The sequence below is a fragment of the Gillisella terrae genome, assembly GCF_004801395.1.
Lineage (GTDB): Bacteria > Pseudomonadota > Alphaproteobacteria > Rhizobiales > Rhizobiaceae > Allorhizobium > Allorhizobium terrae.
Map to the genome: position 1 here is coordinate 456,745 of NZ_SSOA01000003.1, position 21,438 is coordinate 478,182.

Here is a 21,438-nt window from a genome sequence, read left to right on the forward strand (position 1 = left end):
TGATGATCGCACCGTCTTAAAGCGACAAAGCCCTCAGATGCTTCGGTCTTCACCGAAGTATCAAGCGATGACAAGGTCGGGGTCGCTTGCTATCATCGGCCCATGTCAAACATTGTTTCCGGAAATATGCTGGCCGAACACGCCGCCTTGATCGGCGATCCCGCCCGCGCCAATATGCTGATTGCGCTGATGGCAGGGCAGGCCCTGACGGCGGGTGAGTTGGCCGCAAATGCGGGCGTGACAGCGCAGACCGCCAGCGGCCATTTGGCTAAAATGGTGCAGACCAGCCTGCTTGCGGTGGAAAAGCAGGGACGCCATCGCTACTACCGGCTGGCTGGTCCCTCGGTTGCGCAGGCGCTGGAAACGCTTATGGCGCTTTCAGCGCAAGAGCCGCGGCGGCAGCGGGTTGGCCCCAAAGACGCGCGCCTGCGCACAGCCCGCACCTGTTATGATCACATTGCCGGGCGTCTGGGTGTGGCGCTGGCCGATTGCCTGCAACACCGTGGATATGTCGAGCTGAGTGAGGGGGCCGCCCGTATCACCCGCTCCGGCCATGATTTCTTTTGCGATTTTGGCATCAGCCTCAGCGATACCCCAAAACGAGGCCGCCCGCTGTGTCGCACCTGTCTGGATTGGAGCGAAAGACGCCCGCATCTGGCGGGCCGCCTGGGGGCAGATTTGCTCGATCGAATGCTGGCTCTGGGCTGGGTCGCCCGCTTGCCACAAAGCCGCGCCTTGCGCATCACCCCAAAGGGACAGGCCGGATTTTCTGCCCATTTCGCCATGAAGAGTGACTGGTCAGTCGATCCGACCAGTCTATAGAGTATTTCCAGAAAGAATGCGCAGCAGATTGAGAGTGTGTGGGGAAAAGCGGCATCCGCTTTTCCCCAAAAGACGCTGTAACACTCTTAATCTGCTGCATAATTTTCACCTTAAATCGATTCCGATTTAAGGAATTATGCAGTAACCTACGGCTCACACCTTCTTTGCCCGCATCTGCTGTTCTTTCAGCAAACGCGCAATGGCGTCGGCACCAACCGGAGCGCCATAGAGGAAGCTTTGGCCATAGGTGCACCCCATGCCTGCCAGTTCCGCGCCATCTTCGTCGGTTTCGACGCCTTCAGCCACCACGTTCATGCCCATTTGCGTGGCCATGGAGATCACCGAGCGCAACACGATATCGCGATTTTCACTTTCCTCGGTCACCAGTTCCCGATCCAGCTTCAAGGTGTCAAACGGAAAGCGCGTGAGATAGGAAAGCGAGGAATAGCCGGTGCCGAAATCGTCCAAAGCCAGGCTGATGCCGGTGTCTTTCAGTTTGGTCAGCACCAGACGCGCCTGTTCGGGGTTTTCCACCACCACCGATTCCGTCAGCTCCAGCTTCAGCTGTTTCGGGTCACACTCGATGCGGCCAAGCAGCGAGCGAATGTCGCTGTAGAGCGAATTGTTGATCAATTGGGCGCTGGACAGATTGACCGACACGAAAATCGGCAGTTTGCCCGCCTGCTTTTCCCATTCCACCAAATCGGTCGCGGCGCGCTCCAGCGCAAACATGCCAAGCGGCATGATGAGATCGCAGCTTTCGGCCAGCGGAATAAATTCAAGGGGCGAGACCGTGCCGCGCTTGGGATGCTCCCAGCGCATCAAAGCCTCAAAGCCCGCCAGCTCGCCATCGCCCAGGTGCACAATCGGCTGATAAACCATGGTCAATTCACCACGTTCAATGGCGCGTTGCAGGTCGGCTTCCAGTTGCAGCTTATCCGATGTGCTGTCGCGGAAGGCGGGGCGGAAGGGCTCCACCTTGTTGCCGCCGCCGCGCTTGGCACGGTACATGGCAAGCTCGGCGTCGGCCAGAAGACCAAGCGCACTTTCCTGCTGATCCACCCAGGAGACCAGACCAATCGAGGCGGTGAGATTGATTTCCCGGTTGGAGAAATTGATCGGCACCATGATCGCCTTGCTGATCGCATCGGCAAAATCCGCCACGCGGGCCGGGTCACGCTCTGACGTCAGGATCAGGCCAAATTGATCGCCATAGAGCCTTGCCAGCGTGTCCTGTGGCTTGAGCAGGCGGCGCAGGCGGCGCGTCAGCGCAATAAGAATGTTATCGCCCGCCGAAATGCCGTGCTTGTCGTTGATGCGGCCGTAATCATCAATGTCGATGATCATCACGGTCGGGCGCACAGCGTCAGACGATGTTGCCACCGTCAGCAGGGTTTGAAGGCGGTCAAGAAACACGCCGCGGTTGGGCAGGCCGGTAAGATTGTCGTTGATGGCATCCTGAAGCAGGCGGTCAACGGTGTTTTTCTGCTCGGTGCAATCGGCAATCGTGCCAATGCAGCGAATAATCTCGCCATTGGCCCCCAGCACGGGCCGGGCGCGAATGTGCAGCCAATGGAAATGGCCATCATCGGCACGGATACGGAATTCATGGTTCAGGCGACCGCGCTTGTGCTCCAACAAGACGTCCAGCGTTGCGCGAAAACGGTCGCGGTCATCCGGGTGCAGATTGGGCAGCCAGTTGCGCGCAGCCCCGTGCAGCGCGCCTGCCGACAGGCCGAGCTTGGAGGAAATATCTGGAATGGTGACAACGCGATCACGCGCCACATCCCAATCCCATACGGTTTCGCCCGCACCTGTGAGCGCCAGCGATTGCCGCTCCAGATCGGAAAACAGGCCCTGATTGAACGAACTGCCGGAAAAGGCGTGTTGCATGACGGTAAAGCCGATCAGCAAAACAATCAGCACCAGTGCGCCGCCATGGGCTGGCTGGATAATGTCGTTGGATAGCCGCCCCGTTACCGTCATCCAACCGGCAATCAGCCACAGAATGATCAGTGTCCATGTCGGCACCAGCAAAATGGCGCGGTCATAACGGTTAAAGCCGAGATAGATGATCAGCACGATACCGGCGGTGGCGGTGAGCGCAAAGGACAGCCGGGCAATGCCAGCCGCAATCGATGGATCATAGATGGCCACGCCAAACAGCAGTGCCAGCCCGATCACCCAGGCAAAAGTGACATAGCCCAGATGCACATGCCAGCGATTGAGGTTGAGATAGGTGAAGAGGAAAATCACAAAGCTCGACGCCAGCGCCACCTCGGTGCCCGCTCGCCATATCTGCTCGCTGCTGGCGGTGATGGTGATCAGCTTGCTCAAAAAGCCAAAATCAACACAGACATAGGCCAAAACCGCCCAGGCAAGGGCCGCAGCGGCAGGCAACATGGAAGTGCCGCGCACCACAAACAAAATGGTGAGGAACACGGCCAAAAGACCGGCAATACCAAGCACAATACCGCGATAAAGCGTGAAAGCGTTGATGGTATCCTTGTAGGCGTTTGGTTCCCACAGATAGAGCTGCGGCAGCTTGGGCGTGGCCAGCTCGGCCACAAAGGTCACGACCGCGCCGGGATTGAGCGTGATGCGAAACACATCGGCATCATCGCTGGGCAGGCGATCAAGCGAAAAGCCTTCGCTGGGGGTGATGGAAATAATCCGCTGCGAACCGAGGTCCGGCCAGAACACTTTGGAATTCACCAGACGATAATGGGGGGCAACAATCACCCGTTCCAATTGCTGGTCCGACACATTGGCCAGTGCAAACACCGCCCAGTCGCCCTGATGGCTTGGTGAGGATGCCCGCACCTCGATGCGGCGGCGGATGCCGTCATTGCCCGCCGCGGTGGACACCTGAAAAGCCTCACCGCGATTGAGATCGATCTCGGTGGTTTTGGTCAGGTCCACGGCGGTATCATCACGCGAGATCTTGACTGGCTCAATGGCGCTCGCCTTTGAAATCGGCAGCGCGATGGCCACAAGCAATAGCAAGACAAACCACGTGATCAATCCGAAGCCGGATGGGCGATATGTGAAGGTGCAGGATGGCGCTTTAAGGCCATCACGGCCTGCAAACTGTAAAAACAATCGTTTCAGCCTCTCGTTGGAAGGGTGAACCGCCTTGGCATGCAGGGCAGGCAAAGAAATCATCATGAATAGAGCTTTTTGCTAGGCTTTATATCCGACGGTACGAGCAAAGAGTAAAGTGCATGATCACGCCATTCGCCATTTATATTCAGGTATCCGCGCAAAAGACCTTCCCGTTCAAATCCCGCACTTTCGAGCAGTCGAATACTCTTGTGATTATCAGGGATACAAGCCGCCTCAATACGATGCAGCTCGAGCTCCTTGAAGATATAGGGTATTGCCAACTGAAGTGCGGCAAACATATGGCCTTGACCGGCAAAAGGCTGGCCCATCCAATACCCAATCATGCAGGCTTGCGCGACACCGCGACGAATAAGACCGATGGTCAGCCCACCCAGCAGGGTTTCATCCGATTGGCGAAACAGAAATAGCGGGATGGCAAGGCCTGATGAATATTCCTGTGTATTGCGGATCACCCGTGCCCGAAATGCACTTTCGGTCAGCTCATCGGGCCGCCAGAGCGGCTCCCACGGTTGCAGAAAGGCGCGGCTTTCAGAGCGCAGCTTATACCATTGCGTATAATCGCTGTTGCGGGGCAGGCGCAAAAAATGGGTATCGTCGCGCAAATGCGGGCTATCCGGCTGGCGGGATAAAAACCGAAAGACTGACCGTGTCATGCGCCCCCCATAGGCAGGTCATTGTGAAAGGCATCATGCCCGATGCGCAGGCCCCGATGCGCAGGAATTGTAACGATTCCTCTCAAAAGGTTGTCGTGTTGGGTGGCAAGGCTGCAAAATCGACAGCCTCGCCGCCGGATCGTTTAAAACCGTGCCGCCGTCTTCATCGATGCATTGCTGATCCCGGCCAGCGCATCAACAATATCGCTCATCGGTGCGAGCTTTTCGACCGGGCCAATCGCCGAAATGGTTGGTGATCCTTCAAAGAACAAACGCCCGGAGAGGTCGGTCAGCCGCTCGACGGTGATGCCCGCAAGCCGGTCCATCAACTCGCTATTGGAGATGGAGCGACCATAGAGCATCATTTGGCGGGCAATCTGGCCGGCGCGGGCCGCCGGGCTTTCCTGGCCCATCAGCAATTGTGCACGGATCTGGGCGCGGGAGCGGTCGATCTCCTGCTGCTCGATCTTTTCTGCCGATTTATGCAGCTCCTGAATAATCACCGGCACCAGCTCCGGCAGGTTATCGCCGCCGGTTGCGGCATGAATGCCGAAAATGCCGGTGTCGGAAAAGCCCCAATGAAAAGCATAGACCGAATAGCACAGGCCACGAAACTCGCGCACTTCCTGAAACAGCCGCGATGACATGCCGCCGCCCAGAATATTGGCCAGAATCTGCGAGGCATAGAAATCGCGCATATGATAGGCGCGGCCTTCAAAGCCCAGCAGCAATTGCGTATCCATCAAATCGCGGGTTTCGCGCACGTCGCCGCCGGTGTAGCGGGCAGGGGTGACAAGGGGCGATACAGTTGGCTTGGTCGGAACCGAGGCAAAACGCTCTTCAACCTGACGCACAAAACTGTCGTGATCAACCGCCCCTGCCGCCACCACAAACATGCGGTCTGTGGTGTAATTACGGGCGAGGTAAGCGCGGATCTGGTCGCTGGTAAAACTCTCGACCGTTTCGGGGGTGCCCAGAATGCAGCGGCCAAGGGTCTGATCAAAAAACGCGGTCTCGGCAAAGCGATCAAACACCACATCGTCCGGGGTGTCGCAGGCGGCACCAATTTCTTGCAGGATGACGTGTTTTTCGCGGATCAATTCTTCGTCATCAAACACCGATTCGGTCAGGATATCGGCCAGAATGTCCACCGCCAGCGGCACATCATCTTTCAACACGCGGGCATAATAGGATGTGGTTTCTGTCGATGTGGCGGCATTCAGCTCGCCGCCCACATTTTCGATTTCCTCGGCAATCTGGCGGGCCGTGCGGCGCTTTGTGCCTTTGAAGGCCATATGCTCAAGCAAATGGGCAATGCCGTGTTCACCTTGCGTTTCATCACGCGAGCCGGATTTGACCCATACGCCCAGTGCCACGCTCTCAAGATGGGGCATTTTTTCGGTTACGACCGTCAAACCCGAAGGTAGCCGGGTGCATTCAACATTCATTGTCTGTCTTTCTGCGTCTCTCAACGGCCAGCCCGCGCATGGGTGCGGATGAATTTTTCAACCACGCTCAGGTCATTGGCCAGAATATCAAAACGCTCCTCCCTGTCCATCAGGTCAGAAAGCCACGTTGGAAGCGCGGGGTCAATACCCGACGCAGATTTCACAGCCGCCGGGAACTTGGCCGGATGGGCGGTGGCCAGCGTTACCATCGGGCTTTGCGGCTTTTCATGCTTGGCAGCAACGGCCACACCACAGGCGGTATGGGGATCAAGCAGATAGCCGGTAGCTTTCAGCGTTTCCTTGATGGTCTTGGCCACGTCCTTCTCGGTGGCGCGGCCAGCGCGGAACACTTTTTTGATTTCCTTCATCGCATCAGGCTTGATCTCAAAGGCACCCGATTGACCAAGACTTGCCATCTGGCTTCTGATTTCGCCTGCATTTCGGCCAGAGACTTCAAACAACAGGCGTTCGAAATTCGACGAAATCTGAATGTCCATGGAGGGCGAGGTGGTGGCTTTCACGCCCTTCATCTCATAGCGGCCGGTTTTCAACGTGCGGGCCAGAATGTCGTTGTCATTGGTGGCAATCACCAGCTTGTCGATGGGCAGGCCCATTTCACGGGCGACATAGCCTGCAAAAATATCGCCGAAATTGCCGGTTGGCACGGTGAACGAGATTTTGCGATCCGGCCCACCCAGAGAGAGCGACGCGGTAAAGTAATAGACCACCTGCGCCATAATCCGCGCCCAGTTGATGGAGTTGACGCCCGAAAGAGCGACCTCATCGCGAAACGCCACATGGTTGAACATGGCTTTGACCAGGTTCTGGCAATCATCAAAATTGCCCTCAACGGCCACGGCATGCACATTGTCGGCCTTGGAGGTGGTCATCTGGCGCTGCTGCACCGGCGAGACCTTGCCATGGGGAAACAGAATGAAAATATCAACATTGGCAAGACCGGCAAAGGCATCAATGGCCGCACCGCCGGTGTCGCCCGAAGTGGCCCCAACAATGGTGGCGCGCCGGCCACGCGCACGCAGCACATGGTCCATCAGGCGGCCCAGCAATTGCATGGCTACATCCTTGAAGGCCAAGGTGGTACCATGAAACAATTCCAGAATGTAGGAATTTGGGCCGGTCTGAACCAGGGGAGCCACGGCAGGGTGGCGGAAGGTGGCATAGGCATCGTTAATCATTTGGCGCAGGGCGTCATCGGCAATTTCGCCATCGACAAAAGGCTTCAGGACCGCAAAGGCGACCTCCTGATAGCTCTTGCCGCGCAAGGCCTTGATCTCGCGCTTGCTGAACTTCGGCCATGTTTTGGGCAGATACAGGCCGCCGTCGCGCGCAAGCCCCGCCAAAAGCGCATCACAAAAACCGAGAGCCGGTGCCTCGCCGCGAGTGGAAATGAAGTCCATGCCGAATATCCTTGGTCTAAAATTCAAACGCGATCTGTCTTTGACCCCGCAGTCTTGCCCGGCTTGTTGCAAATTGTAACAAAGCCCACAATGCTGGATCGATTTTTTTCCGCGCCGCTGGTATAGACCATCGCTAACAGATAAGGAAAGTCCTGATTACAGGTCGGTTTTCTGATTTGTGTCGGTTTTATGCCGGTACAATCCGGATGTCGTAATGCAGAGCAATGATTGAGAAGGTGTGATCCGGTGTTTCAATATGTCGTGCGCGGCGCAGCCGCCCTGTCCCTGGCCGCTATCCTTGCTGGCTGCAATACCAGCGGTGCTGGCGGTGGTGGTTTGTTTGGTACAAGCAGCCCGGCCCCTGCCACAGCAGCGGCACCTGCGGGGGCTGTTGTGCAGGGCGTTTGCCCCAAAGTCGTGTTGAATGACGATTCGTCCTATTATCGCACCTATGCCAAGTCGGGCAGCAAGGATGATAACGATGTGGTGTTTCAGGCGTCGCTTGCCGAAACAACCCGCGCCTGTATGCAATCTGACACCGGCATGACCATCAAGGCACAGGTGGCCGGACGTTTGATTGCTGGTCCGCAAGGCCATGCAGGCACCTTGTCCATGCCGATCCGTGTGCAGGTGAAGGATGGCGATCAGGTGCTGGTCAACGAGTTGGTGCCATTCAGTGCAACATTGGCAAGCGCCGATCAGCCGGTGCAGTTCCTGTTCAGCAAGGACATTTCGCTCGCCGCCAATCCGTCTGCAACCACGCAGGTGGTTGTTGGTTTCGATCAAGGCGCGGCAAAAGTGGTGTCAAACAAAAACCACTCGAAAAAGCGTCATAAGTAAAATGGTAAGCAGGATGCCGCAAGCGGCATCCTGCTTCTGATCACTTCGTTTCTGCTTACAGTGCGCCCTGCCATTCAGCCATGGCGGCCACCACGGCGGGCAGGTCCATCATCCGTGAAATCACGGTTTCGGCCCCGGCATCGGTCAGCCGGTCGGCATGGGATGGATAGGTGTGGGATGCGCCGGTAAAGCCGATGACGCGCATGCCAGCGGCGCGGCCCGCTTCAACGCCATGCACGCTGTCTTCCACCACAAGACATTTCTTCGGGTCAACGCCAAATTGCGCGGCACCATGCAGATAAATATCGGGTTTTGGCTTGACGCGCTCCGCGCCCAAATCCTTGGCCGAATAGATGTGCGGCGCAAACGAGTCCTTGAGGCCCACTTTGGTCAGCATCATATCCAGCCGCGCCGATGACGAGTTGGAGCAGATGCAGCGTGGCTGTGACAGGCGCGACAGGGCGTAGACCACACCCTCGATGATTTTCACCTCGCGGGCCAATTTTTGGTCCAAAAGCGCCTCTGACTTGTCGATCAGGCTGGCAGACAGCGGAATGTCCACTTCTTTTTCAATGCTGAGCAGAATGTTCTTCCACGTCATGCCTGCAAAGCGCTCGCCCATTTCCTCGACTGAAATGGGATAGCCAGCTTCGGTCAGCAGTTTGGACTCGACCTTTGCGGCGATGATTTCGGAATCAACAAGCACGCCATCGCAATCGAAAAGGATAAGGTCGAAACCAGCCATGAGCAAAACATCCTGTGCAGTGATAAAGGCCGGTTGCTACACGAAGACACTCAAAAGAACAATTCCCGTCTTATGTTCATGTTTCATAGCTGCCTTGCAATGCCTCGACAAATCATCCGCTTGGACGTAATCAAAACACCATGACCAAAGGTAAAGATGACACAATTGCCGCAAAGATTGCGCGGGTGCTGGCTGGCCGCATTGTGCGTGGCGAGTTGCAGCCCGGCATGCGGCTGGCGCAGGACCATATCGCCGAAGAATTTGCTGCCAGCCACGTGCCGGTGCGCGAAGCTTTTCGGCGTCTGGAAGCGCAAGGTCTGGCCGTGAGCCTGCCGCGCCGGGGCGTGCGGGTGGCAAGCTTTGATCTCAAGCAGGTGCGCGAAGTGGCAGAGATGCGCGCCGCCCTTGAAGTGCTGGCGCTCAAACATGCCGCCCCCAATTTGACCCCGGCGATTTTGGCTGAAGCTGAAGCTGCCACCAATGCGTGTGACGCCGCCGATAATGTCGAGAGCTGGGAAGCCGCCAATCGGCGTTTTCATCGGCTGATCATTTCTACCTGCGATATGCCACGGCTGTTGAGCGCCATTGATGATCTGCATTCGGTGAGTGCCCGGTTTTTGCTGGCCGGATGGCAAAGCGGCTGGGAGCGCCAGACCGACCACGACCATCAGGCGATTTTGAAAGCTCTGCGCATGGGGGCCGTCAATGATGCTTGCGCGATACTGGAGCGCCATGTGGGCCGTATTGGCCGCGCCCCCCCATCGCCCAGCGGCAATCAGCAATCGGAGCGCTTTGCGATTGTTGGCTGAGGAAAGGCATTGTCATGACAGTTCGGCTCAGGCCCCACCATTTGCTGTGCATGCTGACCTTTGTGGGCAAGGGTTATACGCCTGATTTTGTTGAAAATTACCATGCCATTGCTGCGCGCCTGAATGCGGGTGAATCAATTGTGATTGTTGAGGGGCCGGATGATCTGTGCCAGCCCTTGACCCCTGCTTTGGACGCCCATTGTTTTGGCGAAAGTGTTAACGGGCGTGATCAACGTGCCGCCCAAGCTGTGAGCGCGCTTTTGCACATTCCCGTTCAGCCGGGCGCGGAAATTATCCCGGATGCCGCCCTGCTTGCGCGTTTGCGCAAAGCCTTTTCCCATGGGGATGTGCGCAACGCCTGCGAGGGGTGCGAGTGGTCAGGCCTGTGCGATGGCGTGGCTTTGGGCGATTACGCCGGGGCCGTTATCGGATAAAGAGAAGAATTTCACTGTGTTGTTCAGCATTTGGTAACCAAGTTCGGTAACCATAAGGCCATTCCAATTGTGCTGCGTCAGCGTAACCAGTGAGTATCCCATGGCTTCTGTCTTCCCGATCGCCGATCTCCGTCGTTCCAACGATCCTTTTGCCTGGATGAACAGCATCATCAAGGGTGATTGCGTTTCAGCGCTGGAGGCTTTGCCTGATCACTCGGTGGATGTGATTTTCGCAGACCCACCGTACAATCTGCAACTCGGCGGCATGCTCCATCGGCCGGATCAGTCCGTTGTCGACGCCGTGGATGATGAATGGGACCAGTTTGCCTCTTTTGATGCCTATGATGCCTTCACACGCGCCTGGTTGTTGGCGTGCAGGCGCGTGTTGAAGCCCAATGGCACCATTTGGGTGATTGGCTCTTACCACAATATTTTCCGGGTCGGCGCGACCCTTCAGGATCTCAATTTCTGGATCCTGAATGATATTGTCTGGCGCAAGACCAACCCTATGCCGAATTTCAAGGGCCGTCGCTTTCAGAACGCCCATGAAACCATGATCTGGGCCTCGCGCGATTCCAAGGCCAAGAGCTACACCTTTAATTATGATGCGCTGAAAGCCTCCAATGATGATGTGCAGATGCGCTCGGACTGGCTGTTTCCGATCTGCTCGGGCGGTGAGCGCCTCAAGGGCGAGGATGGCAAGAAAATCCATCCGACCCAAAAGCCAGAGGCGCTGCTGGCCCGCATCATTCTGGCGTCCAGCAAGGCTGGTGATGTGATTCTCGATCCTTTCTTTGGCTCTGGCACCACCGGTGCCGTGGCCAAGCGCTTGGGTCGCAACTTTGTCGGCATTGAGCGCGAGCAGGATTATATTGATGCGGCCTCTGCCCGTATTGATGCGGTCGAGCCTCTGGGCAAGATTGAACTGACCGTGATGACCGGCAAAAAGGCCGAGCCGCGCGTGGCCTTCAACACTCTGCTCGACAGCGGCTTGCTCAAGCCCGGTCAGGTGCTGTCTTGCGACAAGCGCAAACATTCGGCCATTGTGCGCGCCGATGGCACCTTGGTGTCTGGCACTGAGGCTGGCTCCATTCACCGCGTTGGCGCGCGGGTGCGGGGGCTGGATGCCTGCAATGGCTGGACCTTCTGGCATTATGAAGATCAGGGCAAGCTGAAGCCCATTGATGATCTGCGCAGCATTATTCGCGCTGACATGGCAAAATTATCGTAAATATTGACAGAATTTTAAGGACTTACCGCTACCCTGGCATTCTTCATCGGAAAGGTATTGCGTCCCGGTGAAGTCACGAGGCCCGAAACGGAGAACGTTTCGGGCTTCATGCTTTTTAAAGCTGAATTTTTTTCATGATCCGACAGCCTGGGGCAAGTCTGCCTGTCTATCTGCTTGCTCCAACAAGGGAGCAGATCGTGACGGCACTTTATCAACAGGCGCGCAAGGAATATGAGGAGGGGGCCTATGATCAGGCGCTGTCCACCATTTCTGCCCTGTTGCAGCCTGAGCCAGACCGCGCTGATGCCTATATTCTGGCGGCCAGCATCCATGAGCAAAAAGGCACTCTGCTTGAAGCAGCCCGGCTGTTTGAAGAGGTGATTGACCTGACGCCCACTTTGAAGCGCGAAGTGGCGTTTCGCGCCTGTCAATATTATTTGGATCACAACCAGTCGGACCGTGCTTTGGCAGCGCTTTTGAAGCTGCACCAGCATTTGCCCGATGATGTTGATGTCAACCATTCGATTTGCAGCCTCTATCGCGAAGCAAGTCTTTATCCTGAAGCCTTGCCCTATGCCGAGAAGCTGGTGGAGATTGGCCGCGATTTCGACAATTGGCTAAATGCTGGCATGGTTCTGCTGGGCACCGGCCATGTGGAAAAAGCATTTCCGGTGCTGAAAGCCGCCCATCAGGCGAAGCCCACCGAGCGTCTGGCGCTGACCGAGCTGTTTTGGTGCGCGCTCAGCCTGTGTGAGTTTGATCTGTCCAATCAGTTGCAGGCAGAGCTTGAACAGGCCTATGCCACGGACGGCGAGCGGCCTGATATTCGTGAAAACGTCTTTCGGTCGCTGCATTGGTCTGGCGATGAGGGCTACCACGTGTTCAGCGCCATTCGCACCGCCGAAACCCGGATGAGCAAGGTTGCGCCGCCAGTCGCCTATCGGCCAAAAGCCGGTCGTCGCTTGCGCATTGGTTATGTCTCCTGCGACTTTTATGACCATGCCACCATGCTGCTGTTGGCCGGTGTACTGGAAGGCCATAACCGCGACCGGTTTGAGGTTTTTGGTCTTTGTCACACGCCTGAACATTTGCGCAAAGGCCCGATGCGCCAAAGGTTCATGGATGCTATTGAGCATTATGTCGATCTCCTGCCGCTGAATGATGACGCCGCAGAGGCGGCCATTCGGGCGCTGGATCTGGATATTCTGATTGATCTCAAGGGTTTCACCTTTGGCAATCGCTTAAACCTGTTTTGCCGCAGGCCCGCACCTATACAAGTGTCCTATCTTGGCTTTCCCGGCAGCGTTATTGGTGTTGGTATTGATTATGCCATTGCCGACCGCTTTGTGGTGCCGCCTGCGTCAGAGCCATTTTATGCCGAGAAAATCATTCGCCTGCCCAACAGCTATCAGGCCAATGACAGCAAGCGCGTACAGGTGATGCGCGATGGTCCGCGCAGCCAGCACGGCTTGCCGGAACAGGGCGTAGTGTTTTGCTCGTTCAACCAGACGGTCAAGCTGCGTCATCATGTTTTCCTCCGTTGGATGGATATCCTCAAGGCCGTGGATGGCTCGGTGCTGTGGCTTTTGGATATGCGCCCAATGGTGAAGCAAAACCTGTGGGCCGAAGCCGCCAAGATGGGTGTCGATCCATCTCGAATCATTTTTGCCGAGAAGAAATCGCCTTCGGAACACCTCAAGCGCCTTTGTTACGCCGATATTGCCCTCGACACCTCACCTTGCAATGGTCATACCACCACGGCCGATGCACTTTGGGCCGCTGTGCCGGTGGTGACCTTCAAGGGCACCAGTTTTGCCTCGCGCGTCAGCGAGAGCCTTTTAAACGCCGTCGGTCTCGCTGAGCTGGTGGCTGACGATATTGAAGAATTCGGTCGCCTGGCGATCGATCTGGCGCAGGATGAAGTCCGCCAATTTCACCTGCGCCAGTACCTCATTGAAGCGCGCAAGACCGCGCCGCTGTTTGACACCGCGCGTTTTGCCCGCGATTTTGAAGCCGCTCTGGAAGAGATTTGTGCGGATGCAACAAAGCAGTCGGCTGCCGCCTGATCGGGCTTGTCGCACGGTTTCAGTAGGATGATACTCCCGCCTCCGCCCGCGTCAAAGCGATATGCTGCGGTAAAGCCGCTGTGACATCGGTCAGCCGATCGGCTGGAACGTCAATATGACCGTTCAGAAAGACTTTCGCGTCGCTCATGTCAGAACGCCCACCGCGATCAAGTCATCGCGCAGCTTATCAGCGCTGGTAAATTGCACCGCCTGCCAGCCCGCAGCCTTTGCACCCTCCACATTGGGCAGGCTGTCATCAATGAAAATTGTGTGAGCCGGATCGAGGCCAAAATCGGTTGCGTGGCGGTTAAAGATGGCCACATCCGGTTTGATCAGGCCGACTTCGCCAGACACGGTAATGCCGCGTGTGGTGTTGAGAAAGGGAAACATCTCCCGCGCTTCTTTGAACGTATCAGCGGCAAAATTGGTCAGCATGGTCACGTCATGGCCTGCATCAATCAGGCTGGTGAACAGCTCAACGGTGCCCTCATAGGCGTGTGGCACCATTTCGCGCCAATGTTTGCGAAAGGCGCGGATATGCTCTTCGCGCTCGGGATATTGTGCAATCAACAGCGCTTCTGCATCTGCCCAATCGCGTCCCCGGTCCTGTTCGATATTCCAGTCATGGGTGCAGATATTGTCGAAGAACCATTTGCGTTCCGTCGCATCGGGAATGATCCGGCTGAAGGGTAAATTCGGGTCGTAATGGATCAGAACCTTGCCGATGTCGAAAACGATGTGCCGGATTTCAGTCATGCTCTATCCCTTTGCTGCTTTGAACGCCTCTGGAATAGCCTGTGTTATGGCTTTTTTCATCACTGTTGGCAGCGCTTGTTCATCAAGATTTGCAAGCGGCTCCCACCATCCGTGATTGCTGGCGTTGGCGGCAATGTTGTCGGCGCGAAATACCGAGAGCCGCAATTCGAAATGGGTGAACACATGGGTGATGACGCCGCAAGGCTGCCAGTCCGCCACCATCGGGGCGCTGGCATCGGTGTGGTCGCCATCAATGCGCGCGGTCCACTCGGTGGTTGGCACTTCAGTCATGCCGCCCAGCAACCCCTTGTCGTCGCGCTTTCGCAACAAGATCCGGTTTTGCCCATCCAGCGCAACAAAGGCAGCCCCCAGCCGAACCGGCTTGGCTTTCTTGGCAGCCTTGACCGGAAAATGCTCCGGGTCATGCTTTTTCAGCGCTTCACAATGATCCTTGAAAGGACACAGCGCGCAAGCAGGGCGCCTGGGCGTGCAGATGGTCGCGCCCAGATCCATCATGGCTTGAGCAAAATCACCGGGTCTGTCTTTGGGGGTGATCATGGCAACCTTGGCCTTGATCAAGGGTTTGGCACCGGGCAGGGCATCGGTAATGGCAAACAGCCGGGTGATGACCCGCTCAACATTGCCATCCACCACAGCCGCCTGCCGGTTAAAGGCAATGGCGGCAACGGCCGCACTGGTATAATCGCCAATGCCGGGCAGGGCGCGCAAACCCTCTTCCGTGTCGGGGAAAATGCCATTGTGTTGCGCGGCCACGGCTTCGGCGCATTTTTTCAAATTGCGGGCGCGGGCGTAATAGCCAAGGCCCGCCCATGCCGCCATAACCTCTTCGGTTGGCGCATTGGCAAGATCAACAACGGTTGGCCAGCGGGCAAGAAATTTCTGAAAATAAGGTTTGACGGCCTGCACCGTGGTTTGTTGCAACATCACCTCGGAGAGCCACACATGATAGGGATCAGCCAATTGGCCCTGCGCTGCCATGGGCGGCGAGATGCGCCAGGGGAGGTCACGATGGTGTCGATCATACCAATCAAGCAGCAATGTGTTGTGTTCTGTCATTTTTACATGCCGCATTGATGTAGCCATAGGAATAGCCATATATGTTTCCCGGCTGTCTATAGCATGCTGTTGCGAAACAAAAGTGCTACGGTCGGGTTCGTTTTTTGAAATATGGTGTTTTGCTGATGTCATTTGATGGCCAATTGCCTGTTTATGTTATTAATCTTGCACGCTCGGTTGAACGTTGGCAGGCCATAGAGCAATCGGCGTTGGCGCATCATCTGTCTCTCACGCGGGTCGATGCGGTGAATGGCCACAATATCAGGCGCGAAGATTGGCAGGATTTTGATGTGCGTGAATTTGGCCGCCGAAATGGCCGAACCGCGCTTGCGGGCGAATATGGCTGCTATATGAGCCACCTGCGCGCCCTGGAAGCTTTTGTGCAGAGCGGATTGCCCGCGGGCGTGATTTTGGAAGACGATGTGGAACTTGTTGCCGATTTTGATGCGAAAGTCAGAGCCATTCTGGCCAGTTTGCCACAAAATGCCTTGGTGAAGCTGGTGCATTACCGTCTTGGTGGCTTCTTGAAAACCGCAGATGTTTATAGCGGCATTCGGGTGGGTGCCTGCGCTTTTGGTCCCGAAGGTTCGGCGGCTGCCTATGCTCTCACTCGCAGTGCTGCCTTGAAATTGCTGAAAGCGCTCAAGCCCATGTCTTTGCCCTATGATGTGGCGTTGGGCAGAGGCTGGGCCAATGGCGTTCGGGTCTACAATGTAACTGAAAACGTTCTGCCGATGTTTCAAGAGGGCAATTCACCCTCCAATATTGTTGTCGGCGTGGATTATGGCAAGCTGAAATGGAAAAAGTGGCGGCGCATTCCGGCCTATCTTTTCCGGATATCGGAAGATGTGCGACGCATTGTTCATGCTTTTGTCTGCCGCCTGTTTCCAGCCCGTTCAAAAGCGAAGCCTTAACACCCTTGCATTGTTTTGGATTTAACCGATTCCGGTTTGAGCCGTTATGGTCTATAATGGCATCAACAGCTTGCGTTGTAATCGCGATAAAGCAGATTGCCGAGCCAACCGGATGAATGATGTGAAGGCTTACAGGCGCGGTGCCGCCCCGATTGCAGAACTGACCAACCGGATCATTGATCCGGTGATTGCGCGTCGTGCTGGCATCAACACAGCACTTCTGTCGTCGTGGGATGAGATTGCCGGAGCCGATTTTGCCGATTGCACAAGGCCAGAAAAGATTGCCTGGCCAAGGCGCGATTATGCCGGTCAGGACAATGGCCACCGCGCGGGCGTGCTGACCATTGCCTGCGAAGGCGCACGGGCGCTGTTTCTCAACCATGCGCAAGGTGAGCTGCTGGCGCGTATCAATGGCTTTTTTGGCTATCCCGCCATTGGCCAGATCCGCATTGTGCAAAAGCCGGTATCGGATACGGCAAAACATCGGCGCGGACCGCCAAGGCTCGATGCGGTGCAGACCAAACGCCTGCAAAAAATGACCGAAGGCATTGAAAGCGACAATTTGAAAAAGGCGATAGAGCGGCTTGGTCGCGCCGTTTTGGCCACCAGGAAGGCGCGATAAGCCCGTGGCCTGTCCGCTCACAGCCATAGATGACCAATTTGTCATTTGAAATACAGCTGGAATTTAGCCACATAACTTTAAGAATGATGAAATGGTTGGCTCACGACCTCCCTTGCAACCTTATGTGAGCCACGATAATCGTCTGTAGTGTTATTCTTTTGAAGCGGGTGTTTCGATGTCGAATTTTGAACTGAACCTCACCAAGCGCCATTTGCTGGCCGGTCTTGCGACAGCGGCCACCGGCGCGGCTGTGGCAAGCCTTGCCAGCCCGGCTTTGGCCGCCGTTGAGGTGCCCAAATCTGAACGCAGCGTCGATATGGCCGCAGTATTGAAGCCCGGTGAACTGCCAGAGCAGGCCCTTGGCAAGCCTGATGCGCCGGTGAAGATCGTTGAATATTTCTCGATGACCTGCCCCCATTGCGCGCATTTCCACGAAGTCACCTTCGACGCCATCAAGGCAAAATATATCGATACGGGCAAGGTTTACTTCGTGTTCCGCGAATTCCCCTTCGATCCAGCCGCAACAGCTGCCTTCATGCTGGCGCGTTGCGCTCCGCCAGAGCAATATTATCCTTTCATCACCATGTTCCTGAAGCAGCAGCGCGCCTGGGCCGCCCCAAGTGATGGCGATGTGCGCAATGCCATGCTGCAAATGTCGAAAATGGCCGGCTTCACTCAGGAAAGCTTCCAGGCTTGCTTGACCAATACCAAGCTGGCTGGCGAAGTGACGGCTGTGCGCGATCGCGGTGCCAAGGACTTTGGCGTCAATTCCACACCAACATTCATCATCAACGGCAAGGTCTATACAGGGGATATGCCGGTTGATTCCATGTCGGCGCTGATTGATAGCTTCCTTTAATCCGACATTTCTGTTTAAAACGGGTGGCGGCGAAAGCCGTGCGCCCGTTTTTTCGTTTTGTGGTTCTTTAATGCGCGTTCGTCAGGTCTCATCATGAAGTTTACCAAGCTGCGTGTGGTTGGCTTCAAATCCTTTGTCGAGCCAACGGAATTCATAATTGAGCGTGGTCTCACCGGCGTTGTCGGGCCAAACGGCTGTGGCAAATCCAATCTGGTGGAATCGCTGCGCTGGGTAATGGGCGAAAACTCCTATAAAAACATGCGCGCATCTGGCATGGATGACGTGATTTTCTCAGGCTCCGGCAATCGCCCGGCCCGCAACTCTGCCGAAGTTGGCCTGTTTCTCGACAATTCCGACCGCACAGCCCCCGCCGCTTTCAACGATAGCGATGAAATTCAGGTGACCCGCCGCATTGAGCGTGAAAACGGCTCGGTCTATCGCATCAATGGCAAGGAAGCCCGCGCCAAGGATGTGCAATTGCTGTTTGCTGACGCTTCCACCGGCGCCCGCTCGCCTTCCATGGTCGGGCAGGGGCGCATTGGTGAGCTTATTCAGGCAAAGCCACAGGCCAGACGGCAATTGCTGGAAGAGGCGGCTGGCATTTCCGGCCTGCACTCTCGCCGTCATGAGGCAGAACTGCGGCTGCGCGCCGCCGAGACCAATCTGGAGCGGCTTGAAGATATTGTTGCCCAGCTGGAAAGCCAGATTGAGAGCCTGAAGCGTCAGGCGCGTCAGGCCAATCGCTTTAAAATGCTCTCGGCGGATATTCGCGCCCGCGATGCCATGTTGCTGCACATCCGCTGGACAGAGGCAAAGCTTGCCGAAGCGGAGGCAGAGACGGCACTGAATGAAGCGACCTCGCTGGTGGCCGAGCGGGCGCAAGCACAGATGGAAGCGGCCAAAGCTCAGGCCATTGCCAGCCTGAAGCTGCCGGAATTGCGCGACAATGAGGTGAAGGCCGCAGCCTCGGTACAGCGGCTGCAAATTGCCCGCACCCAGTTGGAAGAAGATGCCGGACGCCTGTTCAAACGCCGTGATGAATTGACGCGGCGTCTGGCGCAATTGGATGAAGACATTCGCCGCGAAGAACGGCTGGTGGCTGACAATGCTCAGATTCTTGACCGTTTGGCGGCGGAAGAGACCGAGTTGGAAGAGGTTTTGGCAGAAAGCGGGCGTGAGGCAGAGGATCTGCGCATTGCCTTTGAAGAGACATCCGAGAGCTTGAGCGCCACAGAGAAGCGTTTTGCGGCAGTGACCGCCGAGCGGGCCGAAGCGGCAGCCGGTCGCAACCAGCTGGAGCGCGCCCTTCGTGATCTGGCAGAAAAACGCTTGCGGCTGGATCGTCAAGCCGATGACGCCAACCGCGAACTTGCGGCTGTGGCCGAGAAGCTTTCAGCCTTGCCGGATCCGGAGGAAAAGCGCGAGGCGGTAGAAGCGGGCGAGTTTGCCGTCGAAGAGGCGGAAAGCTCCGTTATGGATGCCGAAGAGCGCTTGAGTGATGCGCGGCGGGCGGAAAGCCTGGCGCGTGGGCCGGTGGATGCGGCCCGCTCCAGGCTGGCGGCTTTGGAAACCGAGGCCAAAACCATTGCCAAAATGCTCTCAACATCGGCAACAGCGGGTGAATTTTCGCCGGTCGCCGATGAGCTGACGGTGGAGCGCGGCTTTGAAACAGCGGTGGGTGCCGCCCTTGGCGATGATCTGGAAAGCCCGCTGGATGCGCGCGCGCCTGCTCATTGGGCCATGCCGGGGCCCCATGCGGATGATGCGGCACTGCCTCATGACATTTCTCCGCTCAGCGCCTATGTGCAGGCCCCGGATGCGCTGTTGCGCCGCCTGAAACAGATTGGCGTGACCGATGCGCAGACGGCGGCGCGCCTGATGCCAGACCTTAAGCCCGGTCAACGGCTGGTGACCAAAGAGGGCGCTGTCTATCGCTGGGATGGACATATCACCGGCTCGGAAGCGCCCAGTGCTGCGGCGCTGCGATTGGCCCAGAAAAACCGTTTGACGGAATTGGAAACTGAGGCCGAAGAAGCGCGCTTTGCGCTGGACGAGGCGCAAGAGGGGCTAAATGCTGCCCGCGACGCGATAACCCAGGCGGAAGGCACGCTTGCAGAGCGGCGTGAGCGTCAAAAACTGGTGCTGCGGCAAGTGTCGGAAGCGCGCGATGCCTTGAGTGCGGCGGAGCGCGCCTCAGGCGATCTGTTGCGCCGCCGTGCTGTGGTGGAAGAGGCGGTCAACGGCCTTCGCGCCCAGATTGAAGAGGCCGATGGATTGGCGGAAGAAGCGCAGATTGCGCTGGCCGATCAGGCCGATCTCACCGCCCTTGATGAGCAATTGCGGCAATTGCAGATGGATGTGGCCACTGGCCGTGGCATGGTGGCCGAAGCCCGCGCCCGCCATGAGGGCTTTGCCCGCGAAAACGACCAGCGCCAGCGGCGCATCATCGCCATTCGTCAGGAGCGGCAGAGCTGGCAGGACCGCGCCAAAAGCGCTGGTGAGCACATTGCCACGCTGAAAGACCGCGAGGCTGAGGCCCGCGATGAAATGCTCGATCTGGATGCCGCACCCGATGAGTTTGATGAAAAGCGCAGGCTTTTGATCAATGAACTTGAAAAGGCCGATGCGGCCCGCCGCGCGGCTGCCGATCTGCTGGCTGAGGCTGAAACCATGCAGCGTGAGGCCGATCAACTGGCAGCAACCGCGCTTTCAAGCCTGGCTGAGAGCCGTGAGCGCCGGGGCAGGGCCGAGGAGCGGTTGTTATCAGCTCGTGAGCGGCGCAAAGATGGGGAATTGCGCATTCAGGAAGCGCTGAATGTCACGCCGCAGGAAGCCTTTCGCCTCACCGGCCTGAAGCCGGAGGATGCAATACCTGATCTGCGCGAGGTTGAGCGCGAGCTGGACCGGCTGAAAATGGAGCGCGAACGGCTCGGTGCCGTGAACTTGCGCGCCGATGAAGAGCAGAAGGAATTGTCCGATAAGCTGGCCGCGCTGATCAAGGAGCGCGATGACATTATCGATGCCATCAAAAAGCTGCGCGGCGCCATCCAGAGCCTCAACCGCGAAGGCCGGGAACGGCTGGTGGCGGCGTTTGATGTGGTCAATGCTCAGTTCCAGCGCCTGTTTACCCATTTGTTCAATGGCGGCACGGCGGAATTGCAGCTGATTGAGAGTGATGATCCCCTGGATGCCGGTCTTGAAATTCTCGCTCGCCCGCCCGGCAAAAAGCCGCAGACCATGACGCTTTTGTCGGGTGGTGAGCAGGCCCTGACGGCCATGGCGCTGATTTTTGCGGTATTTCTCACCAATCCAGCCCCGATCTGCGTGCTGGATGAGGTGGACGCGCCGCTGGATGACCACAATGTTGAACGCTATTGCAATCTGATGGATGAAATGGCGACCTCAACCGAGACACGTTTCGTCATCATCACCCACAATCCCATCACCATGGCCCGCATGAATCGCCTGTTTGGCGTGACCATGGCCGAGCAGGGGGTGAGCCAGCTGGTGTCAGTGGATTTGCAAACGGCAGAACAGTTGATCGAGGTTGCCTAAAGCCTGTCAGGGAAATTGGAATCCGGTTTGCCCGATCAGACATGGTCTAACAAAAGGAGCGCA

18 protein-coding genes are annotated in these 21,438 nt (G+C 56.9%); 10 read left to right on the forward strand and 8 right to left on the reverse strand.

Features of this window, described 5'->3' with window-relative positions; genetic code table 11:
* Positions 1 to 102: 102 nt before the first annotated feature.
* Entirely contained in the window at positions 103 to 822 is a 720-nt protein-coding gene (locus E6C51_RS09350) for an ArsR/SmtB family transcription factor (RefSeq protein WP_190235748.1), read from the forward strand.
* Positions 823 to 975: 153 nt separating this feature from the next.
* Here the strand turns inward: E6C51_RS09350 and E6C51_RS09355 are convergent, their stop codons facing one another.
* The 4 genes from E6C51_RS09355 to thrC form a co-directional block, all read right to left on the reverse strand.
* On the reverse strand, positions 976 to 3,990 hold the full coding sequence (locus tag E6C51_RS09355) for an EAL domain-containing protein (RefSeq protein ID WP_230987162.1): 3,015 nt from the start codon (positions 3,988 to 3,990) through the stop codon (positions 976 to 978).
* Entirely contained in the window at positions 3,987 to 4,601 is a 615-nt protein-coding gene (locus E6C51_RS09360; RefSeq protein WP_190235749.1) for a GNAT family N-acetyltransferase, read from the reverse strand. The genes E6C51_RS09355 and E6C51_RS09360 overlap by 4 nt, the downstream gene beginning before the upstream one ends.
* Positions 4,602 to 4,744: 143 nt before the next feature.
* On the reverse strand, positions 4,745 to 6,049 hold the full coding sequence (locus E6C51_RS09365; protein ID WP_190235750.1) for a M16 family metallopeptidase: 1,305 nt from the start codon (positions 6,047 to 6,049) through the stop codon (positions 4,745 to 4,747).
* A gap of 20 nt (positions 6,050 to 6,069) precedes the next feature.
* Positions 6,070 to 7,467, reverse strand: a complete 1,398-nt coding sequence (thrC, locus tag E6C51_RS09370; protein WP_190235751.1) for a threonine synthase — start codon at positions 7,465 to 7,467, stop codon at positions 6,070 to 6,072.
* A 246-nt stretch (positions 7,468 to 7,713) separates the two neighbouring features.
* On the opposite strand from thrC, the gene E6C51_RS09375 reads away from it, so the two are divergent.
* Positions 7,714 to 8,307, forward strand: a complete 594-nt coding sequence (locus E6C51_RS09375; protein WP_190235752.1) for a hypothetical protein — start codon at positions 7,714 to 7,716, stop codon at positions 8,305 to 8,307.
* A gap of 55 nt (positions 8,308 to 8,362) precedes the next feature.
* Here E6C51_RS09375 and E6C51_RS09380 read toward each other — a convergent pair whose 3' ends face one another.
* Positions 8,363 to 9,052 (reverse strand): HAD family hydrolase, encoded by a 690-nt coding sequence (locus E6C51_RS09380; RefSeq protein WP_146936408.1) that lies wholly within the window; start codon positions 9,050 to 9,052, stop codon positions 8,363 to 8,365.
* A gap of 140 nt (positions 9,053 to 9,192) precedes the next feature.
* Between E6C51_RS09380 and E6C51_RS09385 the strand changes: the two genes are divergently transcribed.
* From E6C51_RS09385 to E6C51_RS09400, 4 genes are all read left to right on the forward strand, one after another.
* Positions 9,193 to 9,861, forward strand: a complete 669-nt coding sequence (locus tag E6C51_RS09385) for a GntR family transcriptional regulator (protein WP_190235753.1) — start codon at positions 9,193 to 9,195, stop codon at positions 9,859 to 9,861.
* Between the two features lie 14 nt (positions 9,862 to 9,875).
* On the forward strand, positions 9,876 to 10,295 hold the full coding sequence (locus E6C51_RS09390; protein ID WP_190235754.1) for a DUF1284 domain-containing protein: 420 nt from the start codon (positions 9,876 to 9,878) through the stop codon (positions 10,293 to 10,295).
* A gap of 100 nt (positions 10,296 to 10,395) precedes the next feature.
* Entirely contained in the window at positions 10,396 to 11,526 is a 1,131-nt protein-coding gene (locus E6C51_RS09395; RefSeq protein ID WP_330999763.1) for a site-specific DNA-methyltransferase, read from the forward strand.
* Positions 11,527 to 11,723: 197 nt separating this feature from the next.
* Complete coding sequence (locus E6C51_RS09400) at positions 11,724 to 13,592, forward strand: O-linked N-acetylglucosamine transferase, SPINDLY family protein (RefSeq protein WP_190235755.1); 1,869 nt, start codon at positions 11,724 to 11,726, stop codon at positions 13,590 to 13,592.
* A 19-nt stretch (positions 13,593 to 13,611) separates the two neighbouring features.
* Here E6C51_RS09400 and E6C51_RS20220 read toward each other — a convergent pair whose 3' ends face one another.
* Genes E6C51_RS20220 through mutY form a run of 3 tightly spaced genes read right to left on the reverse strand, consistent with a single transcriptional unit; the run spans position 13,612 to position 15,425 of the window.
* On the reverse strand, positions 13,612 to 13,740 hold the full coding sequence (locus E6C51_RS20220; protein ID WP_269141824.1) for a hypothetical protein: 129 nt from the start codon (positions 13,738 to 13,740) through the stop codon (positions 13,612 to 13,614).
* Positions 13,737 to 14,348 (reverse strand): HAD family hydrolase, encoded by a 612-nt coding sequence (locus E6C51_RS09405; protein ID WP_190235756.1) that lies wholly within the window; start codon positions 14,346 to 14,348, stop codon positions 13,737 to 13,739. Before E6C51_RS09405 ends, E6C51_RS20220 begins: the two co-directional genes overlap by 4 nt.
* Positions 14,349 to 14,351: 3 nt before the next feature.
* A complete protein-coding gene (gene mutY, locus E6C51_RS09410; protein WP_230987164.1) occupies positions 14,352 to 15,425 on the reverse strand; it encodes an A/G-specific adenine glycosylase in 1,074 nt (357 codons plus the stop codon).
* Between the two features lie 125 nt (positions 15,426 to 15,550).
* Here mutY and E6C51_RS09415 point away from each other — a divergent pair, with 125 nt between their 5' ends.
* From E6C51_RS09415 to E6C51_RS09430, 4 genes are all read left to right on the forward strand, one after another.
* Complete coding sequence (locus tag E6C51_RS09415) at positions 15,551 to 16,339, forward strand: glycosyltransferase family 25 protein (RefSeq protein WP_190235757.1); 789 nt, start codon at positions 15,551 to 15,553, stop codon at positions 16,337 to 16,339.
* Between the two features lie 112 nt (positions 16,340 to 16,451).
* Entirely contained in the window at positions 16,452 to 16,961 is a 510-nt protein-coding gene (locus E6C51_RS09420; protein ID WP_190235758.1) for a DUF721 domain-containing protein, read from the forward strand.
* A gap of 175 nt (positions 16,962 to 17,136) precedes the next feature.
* Positions 17,137 to 17,820, forward strand: coding sequence for a DsbA family protein (locus E6C51_RS09425; protein ID WP_190235759.1), 684 nt, complete (start codon positions 17,137 to 17,139; stop codon positions 17,818 to 17,820).
* Positions 17,821 to 17,913: 93 nt separating this feature from the next.
* Entirely contained in the window at positions 17,914 to 21,375 is a 3,462-nt protein-coding gene (locus E6C51_RS09430; protein WP_190235760.1) for a chromosome segregation SMC family protein, read from the forward strand.
* Positions 21,376 to 21,438: the final 63 nt, after the last annotated feature.

What these genes read in the sequence shown, in the direction of transcription:
- E6C51_RS09355 (WP_230987162.1), bottom strand. Translation starts at nt 3,990, where the DNA reads ATGATGATTTCTTTGCCTGCCCTGCATGCCAAGGCGGTTCACCCTTCC.
- E6C51_RS09380 (WP_146936408.1), bottom strand. Translation starts at nt 9,052, where the DNA reads ATGGCTGGTTTCGACCTTATCCTTTTCGATTGCGATGGCGTGCTTGTT.
- E6C51_RS09350 (WP_190235748.1), top strand. Translation starts at nt 103, where the DNA reads ATGTCAAACATTGTTTCCGGAAATATGCTGGCCGAACACGCCGCCTTG.
- thrC (WP_190235751.1), bottom strand. Translation starts at nt 7,467, where the DNA reads ATGGACTTCATTTCCACTCGCGGCGAGGCACCGGCTCTCGGTTTTTGT.
- E6C51_RS09395 (WP_330999763.1), top strand. Translation starts at nt 10,396, where the DNA reads ATGGCTTCTGTCTTCCCGATCGCCGATCTCCGTCGTTCCAACGATCCT.
- E6C51_RS09360 (WP_190235749.1), bottom strand. Translation starts at nt 4,601, where the DNA reads ATGACACGGTCAGTCTTTCGGTTTTTATCCCGCCAGCCGGATAGCCCG.
- E6C51_RS09430 (WP_190235760.1), top strand. Translation starts at nt 17,914, where the DNA reads ATGAAGTTTACCAAGCTGCGTGTGGTTGGCTTCAAATCCTTTGTCGAG.
- E6C51_RS09390 (WP_190235754.1), top strand. Translation starts at nt 9,876, where the DNA reads ATGACAGTTCGGCTCAGGCCCCACCATTTGCTGTGCATGCTGACCTTT.
- E6C51_RS09420 (WP_190235758.1), top strand. Translation starts at nt 16,452, where the DNA reads ATGAATGATGTGAAGGCTTACAGGCGCGGTGCCGCCCCGATTGCAGAA.
- E6C51_RS09385 (WP_190235753.1), top strand. Translation starts at nt 9,193, where the DNA reads ATGACCAAAGGTAAAGATGACACAATTGCCGCAAAGATTGCGCGGGTG.
- E6C51_RS09425 (WP_190235759.1), top strand. Translation starts at nt 17,137, where the DNA reads ATGTCGAATTTTGAACTGAACCTCACCAAGCGCCATTTGCTGGCCGGT.
- E6C51_RS09415 (WP_190235757.1), top strand. Translation starts at nt 15,551, where the DNA reads ATGTCATTTGATGGCCAATTGCCTGTTTATGTTATTAATCTTGCACGC.
- E6C51_RS09405 (WP_190235756.1), bottom strand. Translation starts at nt 14,348, where the DNA reads ATGACTGAAATCCGGCACATCGTTTTCGACATCGGCAAGGTTCTGATC.
- E6C51_RS09365 (WP_190235750.1), bottom strand. Translation starts at nt 6,049, where the DNA reads ATGAATGTTGAATGCACCCGGCTACCTTCGGGTTTGACGGTCGTAACC.
- mutY (WP_230987164.1), bottom strand. Translation starts at nt 15,425, where the DNA reads ATGACAGAACACAACACATTGCTGCTTGATTGGTATGATCGACACCAT.
- E6C51_RS20220 (WP_269141824.1), bottom strand. Translation starts at nt 13,740, where the DNA reads ATGAGCGACGCGAAAGTCTTTCTGAACGGTCATATTGACGTTCCAGCC.